Origin of the sequence: Paracoccus pantotrophus (assembly GCF_008824185.1) — a bacterium.
GTDB classification, from domain to species: domain Bacteria; phylum Pseudomonadota; class Alphaproteobacteria; order Rhodobacterales; family Rhodobacteraceae; genus Paracoccus; species Paracoccus pantotrophus.
Genome location: NZ_CP044423.1, coordinates 753,588 through 773,099 on the forward strand (window position 1 = coordinate 753,588; position 19,512 = coordinate 773,099).

Below are 19,512 nucleotides of genomic sequence, written 5' to 3' on the forward strand. Positions count from 1 at the left end.
ATGGCCGAAACCGCAGCCAGCCTGTCGAAATCCGGCGGAGGGGACCAGCGGCCCCGGCATGTCGCCATCATCATGGATGGCAACGGCCGCTGGGCCAAGAACCGGGGCTGGCCGCGGCTGGTCGGGCATCGGCGCGGCGCCGAGCGCGTCAAGCAGATCGTGCGCGCCTGCCCCGACCTGGGGGTGAACTGGCTGACCGTCTATGCCTTTTCGACCGAGAACTGGAAGCGCTCGACCGAGGAGGTGCTGGGCCTGATGGGCATCTTCGCCCGCTATATCGAGCGCGAGGCCGACGGGCTTTCGGCCGAGGGCGTGCGCATGCGCTTCATCGGCGGGCGCGAGCGGCTGGAGCCCAAGCTGCAGCGGCTGATGGCCGGGATCGAGGCGCGCACCGCCGGCAATACCCGGCTGAACTTGACCGTGGCGATCAATTACGGCGGCCGGGACGAGCTGACCCGCGCCGCGGCGCGGCTTGCCGCCCGCATCGCGCGGGGCGAGGTGGCCGAGCCGACCGAGGCCGACCTGGCCGATTGCCTGGACACCGCCGGCCATCCCGACCCCGACTTGGTGATCCGCACCTCGGGCGAGACCCGGACCTCGAATTTCCTGCCCTTCCAGGCGGCCTATTCGGAATATGAGTTCACCCAGACGCTCTGGCCGGATTTCACGCCCGAGCACCTGGCCGAGATCCTCGACCGTTACGGGTTGCGCGAACGGCGCTTCGGCGGCGCATGAGCGGCGGCGGGTCACAGCCGGGCCGGCTGCGCGACGCCTTGCAGCGCGGGCGCGACAAATGGGCCGATCTCTGGCCGCGCCTGCTGTCGGGCGTGGTGCTGGCGGTGCTGGGGCTGTTGCTCCTGCTGTCCTCGGGGCTCTGGATCCGACTGGGCGTCTCGGCCGTGATCGGGGTGATGATGTGGGAACTGGCGCGGCTGACCGGCTGGCGCCACCCCGAGTTCCGCAGCCCGCGCCATCCCGTGCTGATTGGCATCCTGTCGGGGCTGGTGATGCTGGCCATGCTGGTGCTGCCCGGCGACTGGCCTATGGCGCTGGCGCTGGTGCCGATGATCGCCGGCTGGCACGGCACGCATGAACACGAGTGCCCGGCCTATCTGCTGTTCACCCTGGCCATCCTGGGCGCGGGCTACGGGCTGGTGGTGATCCGCGAGGTGATGGGCCTGCCGACGCTGGCCTGGATCGTCGGCACCGTGGTGCTGTCGGATGTGCTGGGCTATTTCATCGGCCGCAAGCTGGGCGGTCCGCGCTTCTGGCCCGCCGTCAGCCCCAAGAAGACCTGGAGCGGCACCATCGCCGGCTGGGCGGGCGCGCTGGTGCTGGCGCTGGTTCTGCTGCTGGCCGGGCAGGCGCCCTGGCCGGTGCTGGTGTTGGGGCCGCTGGTCGCCTTGGCCGGGCAGTTCGGCGACATCGCCGAAAGCTGGCTCAAGCGCCGGGTGGGCGTCAAGGACAGTTCCGAGCTTATCCCCGGCCATGGCGGCGCCATGGACCGGTTCGACGCCATGTCGGGGGCGCTGCTGCTGGCGCTTGTGTTGTTGATCGGCAATCTTTTACCCGTGATCGGAGGCTGAAGGAATGCGCAGCATATCGGTGCTGGGCGCGACCGGGTCGGTCGGTGAAAGCGCGTTCGATCTGTTGATGCGGGCCGGCGGGCCCGAGCGGTTCCGCACCATCGCCCTGACCGGCGGCGCCAATGTCGCGCGCCTGGCCCGGATGGCCCGCGCGCTGCGGGCCGAGATCGCCGTCACCGCCTGGCCGCAATGCCTGGCCGACCTGCGTGCCGCGCTGTCGGGCAGCGGCATCGAGGCCGCGGCGGGGCCGCAGGCCGTGGCCGAGGCCGCCGCGCGCCCGGCCGACTGGACGCTTTCCGCCATCATCGGCGCCGCCGGCCTGCCGCCGGGGCTGGAAGTGCTGGCCCGCAGCGGCACGCTGGCGCTTGCCAACAAGGAAACCCTGGTCGCTGCCGGGCCTCTGGTCATGGCGCGTGCGCGGCAAACCGGCGCCCGCATTCTGCCGGTCGATTCCGAACATTCCGCGATATTCCAGGCGCTTCAGGGTGAAAACCTTGAAACCGTCGAGCATGTGACCATCACCGCCTCGGGTGGCGCCTTCCGCGACTGGCCGCTGGAACGGCTGGCGCAGGCCACCGTGGCCGAGGCCAGCCGGCACCCGAACTGGGACATGGGCCAGCGCATCACCATCGACAGCGCCAGCATGTTCAACAAGGCGCTGGAAGTCATTGAAGCGCATGAGTTCTTTGGCATCGGCGCCGAGCGTTTGCGGGTGCTGGTGCATCCGCAGTCGATCATCCATGCCATGGTCACGCATCGCGACGGCGGCTCGATCGCGCATCTGGGGGCGCCGGACATGCGCCATGCCATCGGCTATGCGCTGAACTGGCCGGCGCGCGCGCCGCTGCCGGTGCCGGCGCTGGACCTGGCGGCGCTTGGCAGCCTGACCTTTGCCCAGCCGGACGAGGCGCGCTGGCCCGCCCTGCGCCTGGCGCGCGAGGCGATCGAGGCCGGCGGCGCCGCCGGCGCGGTGCTGAACGCCGCCAAGGAACAGGCGCTGGACGATTTCATCGCCGGGCGCATCCGCTTTACCGACATGGCCCCGGCGGTCGAGCATGCGCTGGCCCTGGCCGCGCGCGAGGCGGGTTTCGGACAAAGCCCGCGCGAGCTGGCCGAGGTGCTGCATTGGGACGGTTTCGCCCGGCGGGCGGCGGCGCAATGGCAGGGGGCGGCATGAGCCTGGCTCTGGACATGATGGGTGGTTTCCTGTGGACCGCGGCGGCCTTTGTCGTGGCGCTGTCGGTCATCGTTACCGTGCATGAATATGGCCATTACATCGTCGGCCGGCTTTGCGGCATCAAGGCCGAGGTGTTTTCGCTGGGCTTCGGGCCCCGGCTGGTCTCGCGCCGCGACCGGCACGGCACGGTCTGGCAGGTGGCGGCGATCCCGCTGGGCGGCTATGTCCGTTTCCTGGGCGATGCCGATGCGGCCAGCGCCGGCTCGGTGCGGGTCGAGCCGGCCCGTGCGCGCCAAAGCCTGACCGGGGCGCCGCTCTGGGCGCGCTTCGCCACCGTGGCGGCGGGGCCGGTGTTCAACTTCGCGCTGTCGATCCTGGTCTTCGCCGGGATGGCGATCTGGCAGGGCCTGCCGGTGGACGAGGTCCGGGTGGGTCGGCTGCACCCGACGCCGCCCGGCGTCGAGATGCAGCTGCAACCCGGCGACCGCGTTCTGGCGCTGGACGGCCGGCCGGTCACGAGCTGGCGCGATCTGGGCGCAGCGGCAGCCGAGCTGCCCGCGCGGCCCGTCCATGACTGGACCGTGCTGCGCGAGGGCGCCGAAATCACCGTGCCCGGCCCCGATCTCATGCCGCCCCTGGTCATCGGCATCGCGCCGCGCAGCCCGGCGGCCGCGGCCGGGCTGAAGCCAGGCGACGTGATCCTGGCCATCGACGGCGAGCCGGTCTCGCGCTTCGACGAACTGCGCGCGCATGTGGCCGAGGCCGAGGGCCGCCCGGTCCTGCTGCGCGTCTGGCGCGAGGGCGAGGGGGAAGCCGACTATACCCTGGCCGCGCGCGAACAGGATCTGCCGACCGACGACGGCTATACGCGGCGCTGGCTGATCGGCGTGACCGGCGGCGGCACCTATTTCGAGCCGGCGACGCGGCCGGCCGGCGCTGCCGAGGCGCTGGGGATCGGCGCCGCGCGCACCTGGGACATCATCGCCTCGTCCGTCTCGGGGCTTTGGGCGATGATCACCGGCCAGATCGGCAGCTGCAACCTGGGCGGCGCGATCTCGATCGCCGAGACCACGGGGCAGGCGGCCTCGGCGGGGGGCGGCAACTTCATCTGGTGGATCGCGGTGCTGTCGGCGGCGATCGGTTTTCTGAACCTGCTGCCGGTGCCGGTGCTGGATGGCGGGCACCTGATGTTCTATCTCTACGAGGCCGTGGCAGGGCGGCGGCCCTCGGACCGGGTGATGGACATCCTGTCGGCGCTGGGGCTGGCGGCGGTGCTGTCGCTGATGGTTCTGGGCCTCACCAACGATCTTTTCTGCCCCTGAACGGCGCTAGGCTTTTGACAGTGTGGCCCGCTTCGCGGTATCCATCGGGGCAAATATGGCGGGGCCAACCCGCCGGGAAACGCATTACTCGCGAGGGGCGGCGATGACGGACAGGAAACTCGGCAAGGGCGCGCTGGCGCTGATTTCGGCGCTGGCGGTGGCCGCGCCGGTCGCGATGGTGGCGACCCCCGCCTCGGCCTATGTCTTCAGCAATGTGCGGATCGAGGGCAACCAGCGCATCGAGCCTGCGACGATCCTGTCCTATCTGGACCTGCCGCGCGGCCAGGACGTTTCGGCCGGGGCGCTGAACGACGCCATGCAGCGGCTGCAGAACTCGGGTCTGTTCGAGACGGTCGAACTGGTGCCCTCGGGCGGGACGCTGGTGGTCAGGGTGGCGGAATACCCCACCATCAACACCGTCGCCTTCGAGGGCAACAGGCGTCTCAAGGACGAGAACCTGGCCGAGATCGTCAAGTCGCAGTCGCGCCGGGTCTATTCCCCCGCCCAGGCCGAGGCCGATGCCGCCACGATCAGCCAGGTCTATGCCTCGCAGGGGCGCCTGGCCGCCCGTGTCGATCCGCGCATCATCCGCCGCGGCGGCAACCAGGTCGATCTGGTCTTCGAGATCCGCGAGGGCGACTTGACCGAGATCGAGCGTATCGGCTTCGTCGGCAACCGCGCCTTTTCCGACCGCCGGCTGCGCAACGTGCTGCAAACCAAGCAGGCCGGCATCCTGCGCACCTTCATCCGCCGCGACACCTTCGCCCCCGAGCGGGTGCCGCTGGACGAAAAGCTTCTGACCGACTTCTACCGCTCGCGCGGCTATGCCGATTTCCGCGTGCAGGCGGTGGCGCCGGAACTGGCGCGCGAACGCGACGCCTTCTACATCACCTTCCAGATCCACGAAGGCCCGCGCTATACCTTCGGCACCATCAACACCGTCAGCGAGATCCCCGGCGTCGATGCGGCGGAATTCGCCGCCCAGAACCGGGTCAAGCGCGGCGCGGTCTACAACCCGACCGATATCGACACCACCATCCGCCGGATGGAGGCGCTGGCGCTGCGCAAGGGGCTGGATTTCGTCAATATCGAGCCGCGCGTCACCCGCAACGAGCGCAGCCAGACCCTGGACCTGACCTTTGCCCTGACGCGCGGCCCGCGCGTCTTCGTCGAGCGCATCGACATCGAGGGCAACACCACCACCCTGGACGAGGTGATCCGCCGCCAGTTCGCCACCGTCGAGGGCGACCCCTTCAACCCGCGCGAGATCCGCAACTCGGCCGAGCGGCTGCGGGCGCTTGGCTATTTCTCGGATGTGCAGGCGGAAAGCCGGCCGGGCTCCACGCCCGAGCAGGTGATCGTCGACGTGAACGTCGAGGAGCAGCCGACCGGCAGCCTGAACTTCGGCGTCAGCTATGGCGTTTCGACCGGGGTGGGCTTCAACATCTCGCTGTCGGAAAAGAACTTCCTGGGCCGCGGGCAGCAGGTTGACCTGGCCTTTTCGACCGGCACGGACACGCAAAGCTCGGGCCTGACCTTCGTCGAGCCCTATTTCCTGGGCCGCAATCTCAAGGCGCGGGTGCAGGCCTGGTATAACACCACCGACCGGCTGAACTCGGATTACAACACCCGCACCGTCGGCTTCCTGACCGGGATGGAATTCCCGGTGTCGGAGAACGGCCGGCTGGAGCTGCGCTACAAGCTCAGCAAGGACACGCTGTTCGATGTGGAAGAGCCGCATATTGAGGATGGCGAACTGGTCGGTTCGTCGCAGATTCTTTTCGATGAACAGGGCGGCTATTACACCTCGGCGCTCGGCTATACCTACAGCTATGACAGCCGCATCGCCGGGCTGGACCCGGTGACCAGCTATCGGCTGCGGTTCAGCCAGGATTTCGCCGGGCTGGGCGGGGATGTGAAATCCGTCACCAGCACGCTTTACGCCGGCGTCGAAAGCCGCGCCTGGCGCGAGAACGTCACCATGCTGGCCGAGTTCGAGACCGGCGCCGTCCACATGCTGGACGACCAGGACAGCCGCTTCCTGAACCGCTTTACCGGCAACGGCAAGATCCGCGGCTTCGAGCCGAACGGCTTTGGCCCGCGTGACCTGGCGGCGCCGAACGAGGATGCGCTTGGCGGCAATTATTACTGGGCGCTGCGCACCGAGCTGCAATTCCCGCTGGGCCTGCCCGAGGAATATGGCATCACCGGCGGGCTTTTCGCCGATGCCGGCTCGGTCTGGGGGCTGGACCGGACCAGTGGCACCAACGGGGTCGAGGTCGACGACGGCATGAAGGTCCGCGCCGCGGTCGGCGCCTCGATCTTCTGGACCACGCCGATCGGGCCGCTGCGCTTCAACTTCGCCAAGGCCCTGAAGAAAGAGGACTATGACGAAGAGCAGTCCTTCGACCTGACGATCTCGACCCGCTTCTGATGGCTTGGGGACGCGGCATCGCGGTGCTGCTCCTGGCCGCGCTGCTAGCCGCGCCCAGGGGGGCGTCCGCCCAGCCCGTGCCGGAGCCCTCCGAGCAGCCCGAGACCCTGGCGCCCGAGGCGGCGCCCATCGTGGTCGAGACGCCGCCCCCGAACGGCCAGGCGGTGCTGCCGGTCCTGACGCTGGATCAGGATGCGCTGTATCTGCATTCGCTTTGGGGCCAGCGCGTGCAGGCCGACCTGGAGCGGCGCGGAAGCGAGATCGCGGCCGAAAACGAGCGGCTGGTCGAACAGTTTGCCGCCGAGGAGCGCGAGCTGACGGCGCTGCGCCAGACCCTGCCGCCCGACGAGTTCCGCAAGCGCGCGGACGAGTTCGACAAGCGCGTCGTCGAGGTGCGCCGCGCCCGCGACGCCGCCCCCCGCGCCTTGCAGGCCGAGGCCGAGGAAGAGCGCCAGGCCTTCTTCCGCGCCGTGCTGCCGGTCCTGGCGGCGCTGATGCGCGAAAGGGGCGCGGTGGTGGTCTTGGATCAGCGCGCGATCTTTGTCGCCTCGCAATCCATTGATGTCACCGAGGAACTGATCGACCGCATCGACCGCGAGATCGGAGCCGGCCCGCTGGCCGATCCGCCCCAGGCGGATGCGCCGGAGCAGGCGGGGAATGCTGCGCGGCAGGGCGCATCGGGACAGGAGGCGGTCGAGACGCCTGCGCCGGAGGAAGGGGCATCCCCCGCGCCCGAGGTCCAGCCCGGCGAGACGCAGCCCGGTCCGGCGCAGGAATAGGCCCCCTCGGCCCAGGGGGAGGGATCGGCGGCTAGCCCGACCGGCGGTCCAGATCGCCGATCCGTTCCGTCAGCAGCGCGAAAAAGGCATCGGCATCGACATCGCGGATGAAGGTGGCGTTGGGCGTCCGCCCGCTGACCCGCCACCAGTCGGCGACAGTCATGCCCAGGGTGTATTCGCCCTGGGTCTCGATCTCGACATTGATGTAGCGGCCGGTGAACAGTTCGGGCTTCAGCAGCCAGGCGATGGTGCAGGGATCGTGCAGCGGCGCGCCCTGGCTGCCGTATTTCTCGCGGTCGTAGCGTTCGAAGAAATCGGTCCAGCTGGCGACGGCCTGGCCGATGCGGCCCATGGCGCGCATGCCCTCGACCCAGGCGCGACTGGTCAGGGCGCGATGCGTCACGTCCAGCGGCATCACCGTCAGCGGCGCGCCGCTGGCAAAGACGATCTTCGCCGCCTCGGGATCGACATGGATGTTGAACTCGGCCGTGGGGGTGATGTTGCCGACCTCGAAATAGGCGCCGCCCATCAGCACGATCTCCTGCACGCGCGGGACGATGTCGGGCGCGCGCCGGAAGGCGGTGGCGATATTGGTCAGCGGGCCGATGGGCACCAGCGTCACGCTGCCCGGTTTTTCGCGGCGCAACGTCTCGATCAGGAAATCGACGGCATGGCCGGGGGCGAGCGGCATGGCCGGCTCGGGCAGGGTGACGCCGTCGAGCCCGGTCTTGCCATGCACATGCTCGGCCGTGATCAGCTTGCGCTGCAAGGGCGCGTCGCAGCCGGCATGGACCGGAAGGTCGGGCCGGCCGGCCAGCTCGCAGATCATCCGGGCATTGCGCTGGGTGTGGTGCAAGGGCACGTTGCCCGCGACCACGCTTAGCCCCAGCACCTCGATTTCGGGGCTGGCGAGCGCCAGCAGGATCGCCACGGCGTCGTCCTGGCCGGGATCGGTGTCGATGATGATCTTGCGCGCCATGGGCTGTCCTTCGCTGCGTTGCGGGATGCAGGGAAGCCCGGCCGGGCGCGGGATGCAAGCCCTCTAGTTGCCGGCAGGCCGCAGGTGGGTGATGCCCGCCGCCGCCGCCCGCGCCAGGGCCGGGTCCAGCGACATGACCACATATTCGCCGCGCCGCCACAGCTCGGCCATGTCGTCGTAATGGCGCGAGAAGGGATGGCCCGACTGCCCGGTCGAGATGATGAACACCGAACTGTCGGGATCGGCCAGGTCGTAGACCCCGCGATAGGCGGCCCCGGTCACGTTGAGCCAGGGATTGCGGCCATGGCCGAGGAACCCGGCCTGGGCGATGGTGGAACTGCCGCCCGAAGTCGGCTGGATCAGGTTCACGATGTAGGAGATGCCGCGCATGTCCCCCAGCGCCGGGTGGACATGGCGGGCGCGGTGCAGGTCACCCCAGCGCCAGCTGGCAAGGTCGGGGCCAAAGCGCGCCACCAGCTCCAGCAGCGCCGCGTCCAGCGCCTGCCGGGCGATCTGGGTGCAGGTCTCGACCGGGGCGGACTGGCGGATGTCGCACCATTCCGAGGCGCCGCCCGTGTCGCGGAATACCCGGTCGATGAAAACCGGGAAAAGCTCGGTCAGATCCTGCGCCAGCGGGCCGAGGTCGTCGCGCACCAGCCGGTCCTGCAAGGCCCGCATCCAGGCGGCATAGATCAGCGGCTCGGGCAGATGCTCGCTCATCGCGCCGTCCCAATTGGCCAGAAGCGCCAGTGCGTCCTGGCGCAGCCGCTCGGGCGTGCCCTGGGCTGCGGGTTCGCCGGTGAACCATAGTTCGGCCCCGACCAACGGCAGCAGGCCGCGGGCCACCGGGCTGACGATGTCGGTCTGTGCGGCGATGAAGCTGTCTCGCGAATGCACCTCGCGCGATTCGATCAGGTGGCGCAGCCGGCCCAGCCGGTAGCCGTCGGCCCGGTCGTGGCCAAGCCCGGCCCAGCCCGTCTCGGCCGCCCCGGTCGCGGCGACGATGCCGCTTTCGGGGCTCAGCTCGGCCCGTTCGGCGGGCGCGGGGCCGATCCCCTGCCAGCGGTTCTGCACGACCCAGCCCGGCGTCGGCATGCGGCCCGCCGTCTGGTGCCCGGCCGGACGATGCGGCAGGGCGCCGGCCAGAACCTGACCCACGCCCTGCGCATCGGCCAGCGTCACGGTCAGGGCCGGGGCGACCATCCCGCGCAGCGCCTGGGCCGCCGCCCGGCGGTCCTGCGCCCGCATCAGGCCGATCAGCGCCGACATGCTGCGGTCCTCGCCATGGCCGCCGGTCCAGGACAGCGCCGCGACATGGCCGGCGGGCAGGATGGTGGCAAGGTCCAGATGCGCGGCGGGGATGACCGGGCCGTTCTCGGTCTCGCGCAGGGTGATGGTCTGCGGATCAGCGCCGCGGATGCGCAGCGTCTCGCGCCGGGTGGTGAACTCGGTCCAGCCGTTCGCGCCGCGATAGCGGTTGGGATCGCCGGGCTGGACCTCTTCGATATACAGATCCTGGTCGTCGACCCAGGCCGGGGTGATGCCCCAGGCCAGGCCGGGATTGCGCCCCGAGAGGATCGCGGGAATGCCGGGAATGGTGCCGCCGATCACCCCGCCCGATTGAAGCTCGATCCGTGCCAGGTACCACAGGCCCGGCGCGGTCAGGGCGAATTGCGGATCGTTGGCCAGAAGCGCGCCCCCCGCCGCCGTGCGCCCCGCCGCGGCGGCAAAGCCGTTGGCCGAGGCTCCCGCTGCCGGTGCCAGGTAGCCGGCCAGCGTCGCCGTCCAGTCCCGCGGTCCGGCGCCGCGGTCCGGCGCGGCGAAGCGCGCGCCTGGGAAAAGCGAGGCATAGCCGGGCAGCGGTGGCTCGCCGGGCATGGCGACCAGATCCTGCCCGCGTTCGGGCGCGGCCAGCGACAGCCGGGCCCGCAGCACCTCGCGGCGCATCTGCACGGTCGAGGATGCCGCCAGCAGCTTCAGGATCGCCAGCGAATCCGCCGGCTCCCAATAGGCGATGTCGTCGGGATACAGGAAGAACTCCGGCGCCCCGCGCCCGCGCGCGCCCAGGTTGACCTGTTCGATCCAGGCATTGACGCCCTCGGCATAGGCCTGCAGCGCCTCCAGCACCTCGGGATCCTGGGCCTGCAGCGAGGCGCGGGCGTTGCGGTAAAGCCCCAGCCGCCGCGCCAGGTCGTCGGCGGGCAGCGCGCCCATGCCATAGATCTCGGCCAGCCGGCCCTGCGCCGCCCGGCGCAGCACGGTCATCTGGAACAGCCGGTCCTGGGCATGGGCAAGGCCGAGCGCGAAGAACATGTCGCGGTCGCTTTGGCCGAAGATATGCGGCACGTCCTCGGTCGTGCGCACGATCTCGACCGGGGCCGAGATGCCCTCGACCGTATAGGTGCCGTCGTAATCGGGCAGCGAGCGGATGGCGAAATACCAGGCCAGCGCCACCAGCGCGATGGTCAGCAGGATCAGCCCGACCGTCAGGCGCACAAGCCAGCGGAAAAGTGTCACCATGAAAAGGCACGGTCCCGAGCTTGGGCACGAGAGGTTGACCCCCGCGCCGGGTGATGAAATTCATGGGGTGAATAGGGCAGGGCGCGGGCCGGATCAACGCGCCTTTTCGACGGGAAAGGAAGAAACCGATGGCGCGCGTGGCATTTCTGGGACTTGGGGTGATGGGCTTTCCCATGGCAGGCCACCTGGCCGCCGCGGGGCATGAGGTGACGGTCTGGAACCGCAGCCCCGCCAAGGCCGAGACCTGGGCCGCAGCCCACAGGGGCCGCGTGGCCGTCACCGCGCGCGAGGCGGCCGAGGGCGCCGAATTCGTCATGGCCTGCGTCGGCAATGACGACGACCTGCGCCAGGTCTGCCTGGGCGAGGCCGGCGCCTTTGCCGGCATGGGGAAGGGCGCGGTCTTCGTCGATCACACCACGGTCTCGGCCGCGGTCACGCGCGAGCTTTCCGCCGTCGCCACCGAGGCCGGGCTGGGCTTCGTCGATGCGCCGGTCTCGGGCGGGCAGGCGGGAGCCGAGAACGGCCAGCTTTCGGTGATGTGCGGCGGCACCCCCGCCGATTACGCCCAGGCCGAGCCGGTGATCGCCGCCTATGCCAAGATCTGCAAGCTCATGGGCCCCTCGGGTGCGGGGCAGCTGGCCAAGATGTGCAACCAGATCGCCATCGCCGGGCTGGTGCAGGGCCTGTCGGAATCGCTGCATTTCGCCGAGAAGGCCGGGCTGTCGATCGCCGAGGTGGTCGAGGTCATCAGCCAGGGCGCCGCCGGCAGCTGGCAGATGGCGAACCGCCATCAGACCATGGCCGAGAACCGTTTCGACTTTGGTTTCGCGGTGGACTGGATGCGCAAGGATCTGGGCATCTGCCTGGCCACCGCCGACGAGACCGGGGCGAGCCTGCCGGTGACGGCGCTGGTCGACCAGTTCTACAAGGAGGTGCAGGCCATGGGCGGCGGGCGCTGGGACACCTCGTCGCTGATTGCGCGGCTGCGCCGGTGACGCCCGTGCTTGCCAAGGGCGCCGGGATCGCGCTATCAGCCGGCACGGGGGCGGTTAGCTCAGTTGGTAGAGCGTCTCGTTTACACTGAGACGCTTGACCGCGAAGCGCCGGGAAACTAAAGGCAAAATCACGGCTTGTTCCCAATTCTGCAAGCCGTGTTCCCAATCGGGGCGGTAGCTCAGCGGTAGAGCGACACGTTTACACCGTGTTGGTCGGGGGTTCGATCCCCTCCCGCCCCACCATTTTCACGCCTCATCCTGCTCCCCGATCCATGCCGGCGTGCTGCCGATCTCGGGGATCAGCAGCAGGGTTTCGGCGTTCATATGCTCGACCTCGGCCCGGCGCGCGTAGTGCTTCGCCATCTTCTCGGACAGGTGGCCCAGCATCGATTTCACCCGCTGGATGCCGCCGAACACCTCGGGGTTCCTGGCCACGGCATTGGCGATCTGGGTCGCGTTCGTGTGCCGCAGGCCGTGGAAGGTCGGTGCGAACGCCCCCTCCTCATATTTGTCCTTTCGATCCGGTCTCAGCTTAAGGCGAATCAGTTCGGTTCGCCATGAAGCTCCGAAGCCGCTGCTCGTCCACGGCCGGCCGCGCGAGTTGGTCAGCAGCGGGCGGCGCGGATCCACGACGCCGGCCTTTCGGCGCCCGGCACGCTCCATGTCCAGGATCGACAGCACCACCGGGTGCAGCGGAATCGGCGTAGCGCTGCGGGTCTTGCCCTGCTGGAGATACCAGGTCCCGCCGTCAATCCGGCTGTCGCTCAGGCGCAGCACCACGTCGCCGCGCCGCTGGCCGGTGTAGATGGCGACCAGGGCGACCTTGACGATCTCCCGCTTACCCTTTCCGATCAGCGTTTGCAGCGCATCCTCCGGCCAGGGCTCATAAGCCCCCTCGCTCTGCACGCGATCGATCCCGCTGCACGGGTTGGCATCGACAAAGCCGCGCGGCTTGCTCCATGCAAAAACAGCGCTGATATCGTCCAGTCGACGGTTGGCCGTGGCCGGTCGATCCGCGAGGCTGTCATAGAGCGCCTGCACATGGATCGGCCGGATCGCCCCGGCCTCGAAGCTGCCCCAGCGCGCTTCCATCAGCGCCAGCGCCAAATCGCGCATCGCCTTGGACTGTCTGGGCAGCGTCTTATACCGCTCGCTGTCCCGGTGCTGGCGAATCATGGCGGCGATGCCTGTCGGACTTTCGGCCTCGCCAGGTGCCGCACCAAACACCTTGCGGTGCGCATCGTCATATGCGGCGCGGTATTCGGCCGAGAACGGGTGCGGCAGCGGCGCCCGCTCCTCTTTGCCGTTACGCACCACCCTGAAATAGAAGAACTCCCGGCCGGCGCGAACCTTGCGCTGCACGTATTTTTCAAGCCTCAGTTCAGCCGCCACGGCTCGCCCTCAAGATCGGATCGTCATCGCCCTGATCCTCGGGGGCGATCCGCTTCTCAACTTCCGCCCATTTCCATCGCGAGGAAACCCCGATTTTCACCGGCCGGGGCAGGTGGCCTTTGCGCACCCACTCCCACAGCGTGCTCTCGCTGATATCGAGCATCTCGCAAAGCGTCCTGGAGCCGACATAGGCTATGATGCGAGGCTCCAGGTTGGCGCGCTCGGGCATTGTCGAGGGCTGGATGTGCTGGTGCTTACCCACCTTTCGGCCCTTTCTTGTGCTGCCTCCTGTATTCGGCCACGGCTGCGTTATGTGCGAACAGCCCTTCCACGGGGATCAGGTGCTGGTTTTCCTTCGTGACGATGTAACCGGTTTTCTCAAAGGCATAGATCAGTTCCTCAGGAAGGCCCGCCTGTCGAAAGGCATTGACCATCATCTTCGTCAGCACATCCTCATCCATGGGTTGCGGGGTATCTGCGTCGGGGTCGAACAGAATCGGGTCATCCGGCCCAGGTTCGCGGCCAAACTTCTCGATGAACGCCAATCGGCTTTCCTCCAGCGCGTCCTTCAGTCGCGGGGTAAGTGGGGTTTTCTTCGGCATCACGCCATCCTCCTCTCTTCTTCGATTGCAATGTGCTGGCAGTTCGCGCCGACGATTGCGGCGGCGATGGGCGGGCAAACGCTGTTGCCGCAACACGAGACCTGCACGTCCTTGGCGAAGGCCTGCCAGCGCCACTCGCCGTCCTCGTCCTGGTGCCAGACGCCCTCGATCACATAGTCGTCGGGGAAGCCCTGGGCGCGGAACAGCTCGCGCGGGGTCAGCATCCGCATGCCGATGTCGATCACGACATAGGACGTGCCCTCGACCTCCAGCGTGACGAACTCGCCGCCGTCCCAGGCGCCGTGCTCGCGCAGGAACTCGGCCACCTGGCGGGCGCGGGCATGATGCTCGGGCGCGAAGGGCGGCGCGGCCAGCGCGGCCTGCATGTGCGCCATCCGGTCTTTGACTGTGATGGTGTGCATCGGCTCGTCCGTCCGCGCGCCGTCGCCGGTGCCGTAGTATTTGGCGAAGAACGCTGCGACCGGCGTCTGATGGCTGCCCGAGGCCGCGATGGTGCTGATTGGGTCGCGCAAATCGTGGCCAGCGTGCGCATCCATGCGCGGCCCGCCGTTCTGCTGCGCGAGGAAAGCCGCAACGGGATAGTGCTTCACCCCGCCCGCAACCACCGTGTTCAACGGCGCGCAGACATCCAGCGCCCGGGGCTTCTGCCCGGCTCGCTCACCATTGCCGACATGCACCATGGTCGCGGCGATCAGGCTGTTCTGGTCTTTCTTGCTGGCGCAGATCGTGTGGTGCGGATCGGTTGCCGGCCGGTTGCCGCCGCCCTGCTGGGCATAGGTCAGCACTGGGGCGATCAGGGCGTGCTGGATGCCGCCGACCGTGACGGTGCCGAGGGGATCGGCCAGCGGGTATTCCCGCCGCCCGCCACTGTCGCCGTGCGCGATACTGGCCAGATAGGGGGCGGTGAGCGTCAAGCCGGCGCCGCCGGCCGTGATTGTGTGGGTCGGCTCGTTTGCGCGCTGCCATGGCTTTTGGCTATTGCGCATCGTGGCCAGATAAGGCGCCAGCATCCCCAGTGGCGCGGCGCCGCCCGGTTTCTTGATCCAACTGTTGGCCGTGACCGTTGCCATGGGGTCGCGCAGGTCCTGGCCGGTCGCGCCGCCGTTGAAACGCTGGATGCTGGGCGCCAGCGTGGCCGTCGCGATGCAGGCGTCGGCCTTGGCGGTCACCGTCGCGAAAGGCTCATCCCCGCCGCGCGGCCTGCTTTGGCCGGCCCGGCCGCCGCAGCCGACAATGCTGGGAACGACAAGCGCGCTATGCCCGCCGCCGGCAAGGACGGTCGGATGCGGCGCGTCTACTGGCCGGTCCCGCCGATCCGTCCCCTTGAGGTTGACCAAGAACGGCGATTCCGCCTCGATCACGTAACGCCCCATGCCGCGCGCCACGCGTGCCAGCGTGTTCTTCGCCAGCGGCCTGACGGCACGCAGGCCGTGCTTGGCCATGATCTCGGGCCCGGTGTCGAAGATGCTGGGGCACGGCAGGGACCAGTCGATGCAGGTATGCGCGCCGACCCAAGGCAGCAGCTTGCCCTTGCGAACCTCTTTCGACTTCGGGTCGCCGTGCGTGGGCTTCGGCCAGACGATGGGGCGGCCGTCGCGGCGCGCAATCAGGAACCAGCGCTTGCGGATCGTCGGGGCGCCATAGTCGCAGGCGCGCAACTCCTTCCACTGGACCTTGTATCCGGCCTTCCGCAGCCGCTTCAGCCAGAGGTCGAAGGTGACGCCAGCCAGTTCCTTGATCGGCTGGCCATCATTGTCGAGCGGCCCCCAGGTCACGAACTCCTCGACGTTCTCCATGCAGATCACGTCGGGCTTGGCGTCCTCGGCCCATTTGACCACGACCCATGCCAGGTCGCGGATATTGCGGTCGCGGGGCGCGCCGCCCTTGGCCTTCGAGAAATGCTTGCAGTCCGGGCTGGCCCAAAGCAGGCCGACATGCCGGCCCTTGGTGACGCTGAGCGGGTCCACGTCCCAGATATTGCTGTCCAGATGCAGTGTCTCGGGGTGATTGGCCGCGTGCAGCGCCAGCGCCTTCTCGGAATGGTTGATGGCCACGTCGGGCGACCGGCCAAGGGCCATCTCGATCCCGGCCGAGGCGCCGCCGCCGCCGGCGAAGCTGTCGATGATCAGGGGGAAGTGCGGTTGGAAGGTCATGTCCGATCCTCCCCCGGCTTCTCGCCCTCGGCAGTAGGCAAAAACCCCGTGCCGCGCAGCCATTCCCATTCATCGTCGGTGCCGAGGTATTCGACCCATTCGCCCTCGCCGCGGAACTGGCCTGGGCCGGGTTGCTTGATCCAGCGATCAGTCATCGGTCGGGCTCCTGCGCCTCGGGCTGCCGCGAGAGGCCGTCACGTTCGCCAGCCTCATACCCCGCGCTGAACGCGGCGCACTCGGCCATCTCGGCGCTGCGATCGCCAACGAATGCCAGAAGATGCCGGACAGCGGTCCTTACAGCATCTTCGTCGGCTGCGGACAGTTCTCTACCCCCGTAGCATTCGGTCTCGATCCTGACGATCTGCTCGCCGCCCGTTTCGACGGTCACCGCCCAATGCGGATGTTGCGCCAGCCGCGCTCGCCGCGGCGCCTCCTCGGCCGGTCCCTGCCAGGTGCTGCGGCCGATCTCGACGGATACGATGGGGCTGGTCATGCGTCACCGCCTTCCGCGGCTTTCGCCCAGGCTGCGATCTCGGGCTTATCGCTGCCGCTGAACCGCCACGGCATCGGGGACAGCTGATGGGCAACCTGCCATTCGTCGATCGCAGCCCGGACGCGGGCCTGCAGATCGAGGTTGACCGCTGGATCGAAATACAGGATCGGATCGCCATCTTCGTTGCAGAGGTCATACAGGCTTTCCTCGGCCGCCTCGAAGAACTCGCCCTGATCGAAATGCTGCGACACGCGGACCGGCACTTTCGCAGCCTGCATGATCAGCCGATGCCCACAGGCTTTGGCCTCTGCTTCAGCCTCATCGCGGGTGGCATAAGGCCCACCGGCCCAGACCTCATCGTCATTCGAGGAATACCAGGCGGTCTCGGGGGCGGTCAGTTGTTCGATGGTTTTCATGCGGTCCTCCGCAGCTTCTGGTTTTCGGGTTGATCGGCATCAAGGAGGTCGAAGAGGCTGGGCATGCCGGCCTCGCGCGAGGCGGCCTCGACGTATTTGCAGCCGTCGAGCCAATAGCCCTTGTTCAGTTCGACCCCGATGCCCTTGCGCCCGAGCTTCACGGCGCGGAAAGGCACGGTCATGAGCCCGCCGAACGGGTCGTAGACCCACTCGCCCGGCTCGGTGTATTGCGCGATGGCCCGGTCGACGATGTCGTATTGCAGCGGGCACAGGTGCATCTCGTTGCCCTTGCGCGCCTGCTCGGCGTTGATGGTCATCATGCGCGCGACATCGGTCCACACGTCGGGATGTGCGCTGTGCGGCGGCAGCAGCATGAAGGTCGGCGGCAGCCGGCCCTTCTTCTCCAGCGCCTCGCCTATCCGGACGTGATGCTCGAAATCGTAAACCTGCTGGAGGTTGTAGGCTTTCCAGACCTTGTAGACCTGGTCGGCGTCCAGCCCCTCCAGTTCCTCGGGCAGCAGGGTCCGGTCGCCGTTCGACCGCATGTAGCCGTGGGCATCGATCTGCCAGCGGGCGCGGCTATAGCCGCCCTCGTTGCGCCAGTCCTTGGCTTCCGGGTCCCATTCCTTCTTGGCCTTCTTCACCGGCCGGTCGGCGTAGCCGTTGCTGGTGTCGCTGGGCGGCCGGCGGAAGATCAGCAGGTATTCCGGCACGCCGCAGCCCATGCGGCTGCCGTCCTTGCACTGTTCCGACCAGCCCAGGCGATGGGTCTGCTTGTTCTCGCGCACCACGTCCGTCGTGATGGTCTTCATGCCGAGATAGGCCCAGCCGTGGCGCTGGAACTCGTGCACGCAATCCATGTGCAGGGTCGAGAGGGTCTGGAAGCCGAAGCCGTTGATACCGCCGGGGATGATCCGGTCCTTGACGTGGATCGCGCAGATCCGGCCCGGCTCCAGCACGCGCAGCAGCTCGGGGATCAGGAACCCCATCTGCTGCCAGAAATGCGGATCGTCGTCGGTATGGCCGAAATCCGCATAGTTCGGGCTGTATTCGTATTGGGTGCTGAACGGGATCGACGTGACGATCAGCTGCACCGAGGCGTCAGCCATGCTGCGGGTCTCGGCCACGCAATCGTTGTGCACGCAGCGATAGTCGGGGCCCGAGGCCTCGACTCGCTCGACGCCCAGGGCGCGGACAAGCGCCTGCTGCATCGCGACCTCGGACAGGCCGAATTCCTTGATGATGTCGATCATCTTGCTCACCATCTCCTCGTGCTGACGCCATTTGCGCTCGAGGCTGCGGCGCACCTCGCGCTCGGCCTCGGTGTAGATCAGGTCGAGCCGCACGCTGTCCGCGGTCTGGCCGAAGCGCCGCAGGCGGTGGACTGCCTGGATAAAATCGTTGAACTTGAAGCCGATCCCGAGGAACACCGACCAGGCGCAATGCCGCTGCAGGTTGGTGCCCGAGCCGAGCATCACCGGCTTGGCGCCCAGTTCCCGCACCCGGCCGTCGGCGAAATCGCCGATCAGCTCCTCGCGCTGATCGAGGTCTTGCGAACCATACACGGTGGCGATGGTCGGGATCGCCTTCTCCAGCGCCGCGCGCTCGGCCTCGAGGTCGTGCCAGATGATCCGGTGCGCGGCCGGGTCCTCGGCCCGGATCTCCATCATCTTCTCGACCCGCGCCGGCAGGCTCTCGCGCTTTTCGCGCGCCGCGGCCGAGAGGTCCGCCGTCGCGTCCTTGAACATGCGCTTCTGGCCGCTCTTCTCGATGGCGGAGCCGGCCAGGTGATCGACCGGCAGCTCGTGCCAGCGCACGTCGAGCGGCGGCAGGTCATAGCCCTCGTCCGAAAACGACGGGTCCAGATCGCTGGGCTTGGTGACGAACAGCGCCCAGGATGCGACCCACAGCCAGAACTCGCGTTCCTTGTGCTGCATCAGGGTCAGCTGGTCGGCCTTTTCCGAGTTGCGTTTGAAGAACCGGGTCTTGGCCTGGCCGATATCCATCACGTCGAGGAAGCCGGCATAGGACAGCAACTCGATATAATCGTTCGGGCTGGGCGTGGCGGTGGCAACGAAGCGATACGGCACGCCGGCGGTCTTGACCCTGTTCGACTGGTCGCGCCGGTCGTCGCCGGCAAAGAGCGCCATGAACTCGCGGAAGGTCTTGGTGCCGCCGAACCCGCGCAGGATCGCCGCCTCGTCGAGGCTGACGCCGATGAACGGATCGGGGGCGACCTTGCCCTCGCGCACCGATTCGTAATTGGTCAGGTAGATGCCCGGGCCGTCCACCTTGTCGGTGTCGCGGATGAATTTCAGGTCCACGGCATAGCTGCCACGGAACCGCTCCTGCGCCTCGCGCATGAACTCGCGGCGGACCCCGAGCGGGGCGGTGATCAGCGTCGGCTGGCCCGTCGTCTCGGTCAGAACGCGCATCGCCTCCAGCTGCGTCGCGGTCTTGTGCAGGCCGAAGTTGGCGAACCAGGCGCGACGGCCACCCTGCAGGCCCCAGCTCACCATGCGGCGGGTATGGGGTTTCAGCGCCGGGTTCAGCGTCGCCTCATCCACCTGCATGCCGCCAAAACGTGGCGCGATGGCGGCCTTGGCGCGCAGAAACTCGTCATAGGAGGGCTGCTGTCTCATC

The 19,512-nt window shown here is 68.3% G+C and carries 17 protein-coding genes and 1 tRNA gene; 8 read left to right on the forward strand and 10 right to left on the reverse strand.

The features are described from left to right. The 6 genes from uppS (at window position 1) to ESD82_RS03595 (ending at window position 7,298) form a co-directional block, all read left to right on the forward strand. Complete coding sequence (uppS, locus tag ESD82_RS03570) at window positions 1-735, forward strand: polyprenyl diphosphate synthase (protein ID WP_024844455.1); 735 nt, start codon at window positions 1-3, stop codon at window positions 733-735. Beyond that, window positions 732-1,586 (forward strand): phosphatidate cytidylyltransferase, encoded by an 855-nt coding sequence (locus tag ESD82_RS03575; protein WP_147428979.1) that lies wholly within the window; start codon window positions 732-734, stop codon window positions 1,584-1,586. Before uppS ends, ESD82_RS03575 begins: the two co-directional genes overlap by 4 nt. Window positions 1,587-1,590: 4 nt before the next feature. After that, on the forward strand, window positions 1,591-2,763 hold the full coding sequence (gene dxr, locus ESD82_RS03580) for a 1-deoxy-D-xylulose-5-phosphate reductoisomerase (protein ID WP_147428978.1): 1,173 nt from the start codon (window positions 1,591-1,593) through the stop codon (window positions 2,761-2,763). After that, on the forward strand, window positions 2,760-4,085 hold the full coding sequence (gene rseP / locus ESD82_RS03585; protein WP_147428977.1) for an RIP metalloprotease RseP: 1,326 nt from the start codon (window positions 2,760-2,762) through the stop codon (window positions 4,083-4,085). The genes dxr and rseP overlap by 4 nt, the downstream gene beginning before the upstream one ends. 103 nt (window positions 4,086-4,188) lie before the next feature. Continuing rightward, window positions 4,189-6,519, forward strand: coding sequence for an outer membrane protein assembly factor BamA (gene bamA, locus ESD82_RS03590; RefSeq protein ID WP_024844459.1), 2,331 nt, complete (start codon window positions 4,189-4,191; stop codon window positions 6,517-6,519). Further along, on the forward strand, window positions 6,519-7,298 hold the full coding sequence (locus ESD82_RS03595; protein WP_024844460.1) for an OmpH family outer membrane protein: 780 nt from the start codon (window positions 6,519-6,521) through the stop codon (window positions 7,296-7,298). Before bamA ends, ESD82_RS03595 begins: the two co-directional genes overlap by 1 nt. A 31-nt stretch (window positions 7,299-7,329) precedes the next feature. On the opposite strand, the gene ESD82_RS03600 is transcribed toward ESD82_RS03595, so the two are convergent. Beyond that, window positions 7,330-8,277, reverse strand: a complete 948-nt coding sequence (locus ESD82_RS03600; protein WP_024844461.1) for a nucleoside hydrolase — start codon at window positions 8,275-8,277, stop codon at window positions 7,330-7,332. Between the two features lie 63 nt (window positions 8,278-8,340). Next, a complete protein-coding gene (locus ESD82_RS03605; protein ID WP_147428976.1) occupies window positions 8,341-10,797 on the reverse strand; it encodes a penicillin acylase family protein in 2,457 nt (818 codons plus the stop codon). Window positions 10,798-10,925: 128 nt separating this feature from the next. Between ESD82_RS03605 and ESD82_RS03610 the strand changes: the two genes are divergently transcribed. After that, window positions 10,926-11,792 carry an NAD(P)-dependent oxidoreductase gene (locus tag ESD82_RS03610; protein ID WP_024844463.1) on the forward strand — a complete coding sequence of 289 codons (867 nt, stop codon included), beginning with the start codon at window positions 10,926-10,928 and terminating at the stop codon, window positions 11,790-11,792. Window positions 11,793-11,960: 168 nt separating this feature from the next. Then, window positions 11,961-12,035, forward strand: a tRNA-Val gene (locus tag ESD82_RS03615). 3 nt (window positions 12,036-12,038) lie between these two features. On the opposite strand, the gene ESD82_RS03620 is transcribed toward ESD82_RS03615, so the two are convergent. The 8 genes from ESD82_RS03620 to ESD82_RS03650 are packed head-to-tail and all read right to left on the reverse strand — an operon-like array spanning window position 12,039 to window position 19,511. After that, complete coding sequence (locus ESD82_RS03620; RefSeq protein WP_139294015.1) at window positions 12,039-13,184, reverse strand: tyrosine-type recombinase/integrase; 1,146 nt, start codon at window positions 13,182-13,184, stop codon at window positions 12,039-12,041. Next, window positions 13,174-13,446, reverse strand: coding sequence for a helix-turn-helix transcriptional regulator (locus ESD82_RS03625; protein ID WP_208852025.1), 273 nt, complete (start codon window positions 13,444-13,446; stop codon window positions 13,174-13,176). The genes ESD82_RS03620 and ESD82_RS03625 overlap by 11 nt, the downstream gene beginning before the upstream one ends. Continuing rightward, window positions 13,439-13,786: a hypothetical protein gene (locus ESD82_RS03630; RefSeq protein ID WP_147428975.1), complete on the reverse strand. Its 348-nt coding sequence runs from the start codon at window positions 13,784-13,786 to the stop codon at window positions 13,439-13,441. The genes ESD82_RS03625 and ESD82_RS03630 overlap by 8 nt, the downstream gene beginning before the upstream one ends. Next, complete coding sequence (locus tag ESD82_RS03635; RefSeq protein ID WP_147428974.1) at window positions 13,786-15,960, reverse strand: DNA cytosine methyltransferase; 2,175 nt, start codon at window positions 15,958-15,960, stop codon at window positions 13,786-13,788. Before ESD82_RS03635 ends, ESD82_RS03630 begins: the two co-directional genes overlap by 1 nt. Further along, window positions 15,957-16,115, reverse strand: a complete 159-nt coding sequence (locus ESD82_RS21705) for a hypothetical protein (protein WP_167521691.1) — start codon at window positions 16,113-16,115, stop codon at window positions 15,957-15,959. Before ESD82_RS21705 ends, ESD82_RS03635 begins: the two co-directional genes overlap by 4 nt. Then, window positions 16,112-16,453 carry a hypothetical protein gene (locus tag ESD82_RS03640; protein WP_147428973.1) on the reverse strand — a complete coding sequence of 114 codons (342 nt, stop codon included), beginning with the start codon at window positions 16,451-16,453 and terminating at the stop codon, window positions 16,112-16,114. Before ESD82_RS03640 ends, ESD82_RS21705 begins: the two co-directional genes overlap by 4 nt. Next, a complete protein-coding gene (locus ESD82_RS03645; RefSeq protein WP_147428972.1) occupies window positions 16,450-16,869 on the reverse strand; it encodes a hypothetical protein in 420 nt (139 codons plus the stop codon). Before ESD82_RS03645 ends, ESD82_RS03640 begins: the two co-directional genes overlap by 4 nt. Then, a complete protein-coding gene (locus ESD82_RS03650; protein ID WP_147428971.1) occupies window positions 16,866-19,511 on the reverse strand; it encodes a DNA methyltransferase in 2,646 nt (881 codons plus the stop codon). Before ESD82_RS03650 ends, ESD82_RS03645 begins: the two co-directional genes overlap by 4 nt. Window position 19,512: the final 1 nt, after the last annotated feature.

Excerpts from the sequence above, each read along its gene's own strand:
- ESD82_RS03650 (WP_147428971.1), bottom strand. The coding sequence starts at position 19,511 with ATGAGACAGCAGCCCTCCTATGACGAGTTTCTGCGCGCCAAGGCCGCC.
- rseP (WP_147428977.1), top strand. The coding sequence starts at position 2,760 with ATGAGCCTGGCTCTGGACATGATGGGTGGTTTCCTGTGGACCGCGGCG.
- ESD82_RS03600 (WP_024844461.1), bottom strand. The coding sequence starts at position 8,277 with ATGGCGCGCAAGATCATCATCGACACCGATCCCGGCCAGGACGACGCC.
- ESD82_RS03635 (WP_147428974.1), bottom strand. The coding sequence starts at position 15,960 with ATGACCTTCCAACCGCACTTCCCCCTGATCATCGACAGCTTCGCCGGC.
- ESD82_RS03605 (WP_147428976.1), bottom strand. The coding sequence starts at position 10,797 with ATGGTGACACTTTTCCGCTGGCTTGTGCGCCTGACGGTCGGGCTGATC.
- ESD82_RS03575 (WP_147428979.1), top strand. The coding sequence starts at position 732 with ATGAGCGGCGGCGGGTCACAGCCGGGCCGGCTGCGCGACGCCTTGCAG.
- uppS (WP_024844455.1), top strand. The coding sequence starts at position 1 with ATGGCCGAAACCGCAGCCAGCCTGTCGAAATCCGGCGGAGGGGACCAG.
- ESD82_RS21705 (WP_167521691.1), bottom strand. The coding sequence starts at position 16,115 with ATGACTGATCGCTGGATCAAGCAACCCGGCCCAGGCCAGTTCCGCGGC.
- dxr (WP_147428978.1), top strand. The coding sequence starts at position 1,591 with ATGCGCAGCATATCGGTGCTGGGCGCGACCGGGTCGGTCGGTGAAAGC.
- bamA (WP_024844459.1), top strand. The coding sequence starts at position 4,189 with ATGACGGACAGGAAACTCGGCAAGGGCGCGCTGGCGCTGATTTCGGCG.
- ESD82_RS03610 (WP_024844463.1), top strand. The coding sequence starts at position 10,926 with ATGGCGCGCGTGGCATTTCTGGGACTTGGGGTGATGGGCTTTCCCATG.
- ESD82_RS03640 (WP_147428973.1), bottom strand. The coding sequence starts at position 16,453 with ATGACCAGCCCCATCGTATCCGTCGAGATCGGCCGCAGCACCTGGCAG.
- ESD82_RS03630 (WP_147428975.1), bottom strand. The coding sequence starts at position 13,786 with ATGCCGAAGAAAACCCCACTTACCCCGCGACTGAAGGACGCGCTGGAG.
- ESD82_RS03645 (WP_147428972.1), bottom strand. The coding sequence starts at position 16,869 with ATGAAAACCATCGAACAACTGACCGCCCCCGAGACCGCCTGGTATTCC.
- ESD82_RS03595 (WP_024844460.1), top strand. The coding sequence starts at position 6,519 with ATGGCTTGGGGACGCGGCATCGCGGTGCTGCTCCTGGCCGCGCTGCTA.